The 3925-nt window shown below is 57.0% G+C and carries 5 protein-coding genes and 2 pseudogenes; 5 read left to right on the forward strand and 2 right to left on the reverse strand.

Annotation, left to right across the window (positions count from 1 at the left end):
• Positions 1-140: 140 nt before the first annotated feature.
• Positions 141-599 (reverse strand): annotated as a pseudogene (locus tag QZY01_RS12835) (recombinase family protein); the annotation flags it as partial.
• Positions 600-732: 133 nt separating this feature from the next.
• Here QZY01_RS12835 and QZY01_RS12840 point away from each other — a divergent pair.
• Positions 733-1134 carry a hypothetical protein gene (locus tag QZY01_RS12840; protein ID WP_294537700.1) on the forward strand — a complete coding sequence of 134 codons (402 nt, stop codon included), beginning with the start codon at positions 733-735 and terminating at the stop codon, positions 1132-1134.
• 121 nt (positions 1135-1255) lie between these two features.
• Complete coding sequence (locus tag QZY01_RS12845) at positions 1256-1513, forward strand: helix-turn-helix domain-containing protein (RefSeq protein ID WP_294537701.1); 258 nt, start codon at positions 1256-1258, stop codon at positions 1511-1513.
• On the opposite strand, the gene hisC is transcribed toward QZY01_RS12845, so the two are convergent.
• Positions 1510-2577 (reverse strand): histidinol-phosphate transaminase, encoded by a 1068-nt coding sequence (hisC, locus tag QZY01_RS12850; protein WP_294537702.1) that lies wholly within the window; start codon positions 2575-2577, stop codon positions 1510-1512. The two genes, QZY01_RS12845 and hisC, sit on opposite strands and share 4 nt — an antisense overlap.
• A gap of 588 nt (positions 2578-3165) precedes the next feature.
• Between hisC and QZY01_RS12855 the strand changes: the two genes are divergently transcribed.
• From QZY01_RS12855 to QZY01_RS12865, 3 genes and pseudogenes are all read left to right on the forward strand, one after another.
• Positions 3166-3444, forward strand: coding sequence for a hypothetical protein (locus QZY01_RS12855; protein ID WP_294537703.1), 279 nt, complete (start codon positions 3166-3168; stop codon positions 3442-3444).
• Positions 3444-3650 carry a hypothetical protein gene (locus QZY01_RS12860; protein ID WP_294537704.1) on the forward strand — a complete coding sequence of 69 codons (207 nt, stop codon included), beginning with the start codon at positions 3444-3446 and terminating at the stop codon, positions 3648-3650. The genes QZY01_RS12855 and QZY01_RS12860 overlap by 1 nt, the downstream gene beginning before the upstream one ends.
• Before the next feature lie 95 nt (positions 3651-3745).
• Positions 3746-3925: pseudogene (locus QZY01_RS12865) on the forward strand (IS66 family transposase); the annotation flags it as partial.

A 3925-nucleotide genomic window follows, 5' to 3' on the forward strand; every position in this document is an offset into this window, starting at 1 on the left:
AATCGTATTGTCGATCATGGCGGGCGTGGCTGGCGTGAAACGTGTGAAGGGTTGGCTTAGACACCCGAATCCTACGCCTTATCATGGCCTTAAGCTATGCCCGCCAGCCCAAAAATCACACGCCGTGAATTATCCGGGCTAAAGCCAAGCGAAATCAGCCTGCATTGTCCGGCAAAGACCTTGGCGGACAGTTCACGACTGTATTCGCCGGCCATTGCACGTTTCATGCTCTTGATGACTGTCGCAGCGATGCTGCCGTCATTTTCAAATTGCTCGGCGCAATAATGGACCTTTATCCCGGCGCGCGTACATAGATATTCGAGATATGCCGATTCATCGGCATTTTGAAATCGTCCCCAACGACTGACATCATAAACAAGAATATGAGCGAAATCCGCACGGCCGCTTTCGACGTCATTTATAAGTCTACGCAAGGCTTCGCGACCATCCAGCTTTAGACCGCTTTTACCTTCATCTGCATACGTTCTCACGATTGAAATGTTTCGCTGGGACGCATACCGGGCGATAGCCTCCGACTGGTTCTCAGTCGAGTACTTCTGATGCTCGGTCGACATTCGGACATATTGCGCTGCTCGCACGTTGTTTGTCCGTCTGCTCGCGGTGATGATCTGAGTTTCTTCGTCAAAGCTGCGGGCTGCCGCTTTGACCAGGCCCAGATGTCCGCTGGATTGCTTTTCCTGATCATTTAAAATTTGCGACGGGGAAACAAGAATGTCGCCTACAAAGAAGGACCGAAAAGTTCAGTCCAATTTTGGAAATAGTTTTCCGCGAGACGGCGCCACTCGGCTGGGCGCGGCGGGTTTCGCCGTGGCGATTTCGGAGGCTTTGCACCGTGAGTTCGACGGGAACAGCAGTGCCGTCAAATCCATTGCCGCACTGACCAACGCGAATGAGCGCGCCGCGAAAAACTGGTACGACGGAAGAAATGGACCCAGCGGAGAATTTTTGATCGTCCTTTGCAGATGCTCCGATCAGGTTCTCGAGACCGTTCTGATGCTTTGCGGACGTGGTGATCTCGTTGCGGCCAAGAAGCTGGAGGACGCGAAGGGCAAACTTCAGGAAATGCTGAATTTGATCGATCAAATTCAGACAGGTGGATCACGCCCGATTTGACGTCGTTGCAGTCAAACACGGCCGTCGGCTCTAAGGTCGCAGAATGTCGCGCACTGGAGGGCGTTTCCATGGGCTTTGCGCCGGCATTGCCGGATATGCCAGTCGCGATTAGGCTTGGCCCATGACACCTGAACAATGCCGCGCCGCCAGAGGGTGGCTAAACTGGTCGCAGGATGACCTTGCCTTTGCAGCAGATGTTTCAATATCGATGGTTCGAGACTTCGAGGCCGGTCGACCCATTCCGATTGGGCGCAATCTCGGAGCAATGAGAGCCACTCTAGAAGCAGCCGGAATCGGCTTTGTTTTTCAAAATGACCGGAATGAAGCTACGGCATGTGGAATTGCATTCGCGAAGCCAGAAACCGTCGCGGCGCACTAATTTTTGACTGTAAGAGCATCTTTCAATGCCGCGACCAGTTTTACCGTCTGCTCCGCCTTCCCCACGGTAATGCGCAGATAATCGTCAATGCGCGGCAGATTAAAATGGCGCACCAACACGGCGCGGTCGCGCAGGGCCTGCGCCAACTCGCCGCCCCTTGCGTTTTGATGGCGCGCGAAGATGAAATTGGCGCGCGACGGCAGAACCGAGAAACCGAGTTCGCGCAATTGCGCGATCATGTTCTCGCGTTCCGCGACAATGGTTTTCAGGCTCGCCTGGAAATAGGCCTCATCCTCGACCGAAGCGATGGCGCCGGCTTGGGCGATGCTGCCGACCGGATAGGAATTGAAACAGTTTTTTACTCGGGACAAAGCCTCGATCAGCGAGGCCGAGCCGAGCGCATAGCCGACCCGAAGGCCCGCCAGGGCGCGCGATTTGGAAAAAGTGCGCACCACTAGAAGATTGGGATGATCGGTGATCAGCGGAATCGAGGTTTCGCCGCCGAAATCGACATAGGCTTCGTCCACCACCACGGGAATGTCGGCGTTTTCTTCGACGAGTCGCGCGATGGCGTCGCGTCCGAGCGCCACGCCCGTCGGCGCATTGGGGTTGGCGATGATGATGGCGCCGGCTGAACTGCGGCGATAAGCGCCGGTGACGATGCGCATTTTGTCGTCGAGCGCGACGGTTTCGCTAGCGATACCGAAAAGCTTCGCCCAGACCGGATAGAAACTATAGGTCACGTCGGGAAACAGTAGCGGCTCGTCATGCTTGAGCAGCGCCGGAAACGTGTGGGCCAGAACCTCGTCGGAACTATTGCCGACGAAAATATTCTCTACGCCGAGGCCGTGATAGGTGGCCAGCGTTTGCCGCAGGGCGATGGATTCCGGGTCGGGATAGAGCCGCAAGGAGTCGTTGACCGCGTCGCGCATGGCCGCCAGGGCCAGCGGAGACGGCGGCAGAGGACATTCGTTGGTGTTGAGTTTGACCAGGCCTTCGATGCGCGGCTGTTCGCCGGGCGTATAGGGGTTCAGGCCTTGCGCAACCGCGCTCCAAAACTGCATTTTGGCTCCGTGCTATTCAGAGCCCATTTTTGACCCGTTAAAATCGGATCCGGGCGCTGGCTTTTGTTTTAACGCGTTTTCTTCATGCGATCCGGAACCCATTTCGCTTGAAAACGCTCCGCAGGCGCGCCTTCGGCAATGGGAACGGCGCGCGCCCCCTTTAGAAATATTTTGACGATAAAGCCAGTCCCGTAATTTCACGGAGCTGGCACAGCCGTTCAAGGTATGCCGCGTGTCGGCAAGCGAAACCTTTAATGATCATTCGCAAGGCGGACGTCGCCTAGGGCCTTGTCTCGGGTTACTCCACGGCGGAACGATCGGAAATATCAGGCGAAATTTGGGACTACGTCGTGCCGAAAGCCTATTATGAACAAGGTCCGGTGGATTTCACCAAGGCCTCCGGCGGCCGAAGCTTGGGCAACCCGACTTGGCGGCGTGATTTTGACAAAGGCGGCCTCCCGCAAACACAGGGCGGTTCACCGGCATCTTCCCCGGCTATCCAGGGCCGATCATCCGACTAATTGCGAAGGGCGCGCGGCAAGATGGCCTGGCGAAATAAATTGCTGCAATCTTGAACGAAGGCACAGCATGCCGCAGTCTACCGCTTGGGGAACGATCATGCTCGGATGGTGGCGGCGACGAAAGGAATTGCAGGCTCGAATCGACGCGGACGTGGCCGAGTTGATCGCCGAGCACGGTAACTCGGCCTATTGGGTAGCAAGAGATCGCGCCCTTGAACTTCGGCTGCATAAGGTCATCGACGCGAAGCGGACGCCGGAACACTGGGACCGCGTGCGATTCCAAATTCGAAAGCGGTCGGCGCGACTACGCGCCGACACCGCGACCAAGCTTATTAAGGGACCATAATGCGCGGGCGCCGCCACGCCGAAGTCACCGTCGCTGATCTGACGGAGCAAGTCATCGACGCCGTGAATGCGTCCTGTCTGCGATGCGGCGACGAATGGCAGCCACCGATCACCTTTTTTCCGCCGGCGACGACCATCGACAAGGTCGCGGCGCTCATGGTCTGCCCGACATGCGGCGGACGCGACATCGAAATTCAGGAACCGTAATTACCCACCCCCATTTTTGGCGCTCGGATCGGGGCGAGGCCTCTGAATTCCGGGTCGCCCTTGCCATGGACTCCAATCTCTGAATCCATGAGCGCATGGATCGCACTGATTTGCAGCGTCTGAGCAAGGACGAGTTGATTGAGCTGGTGATCCAGCTTCAACGACCGGACAAGACGTCGCGCACTTCGTCCAAGCCTCCGTCTACCGACAAGAAGGAGAAACGCGAGAACTCGCGTCCAGGTGGCGCGAAGCCTGGGCATGAGCCGCACAATCGC

The organism is uncultured Rhodoblastus sp., from assembly GCF_903903185.1.
Lineage (GTDB): Bacteria > Pseudomonadota > Alphaproteobacteria > Rhizobiales > Beijerinckiaceae > Rhodoblastus.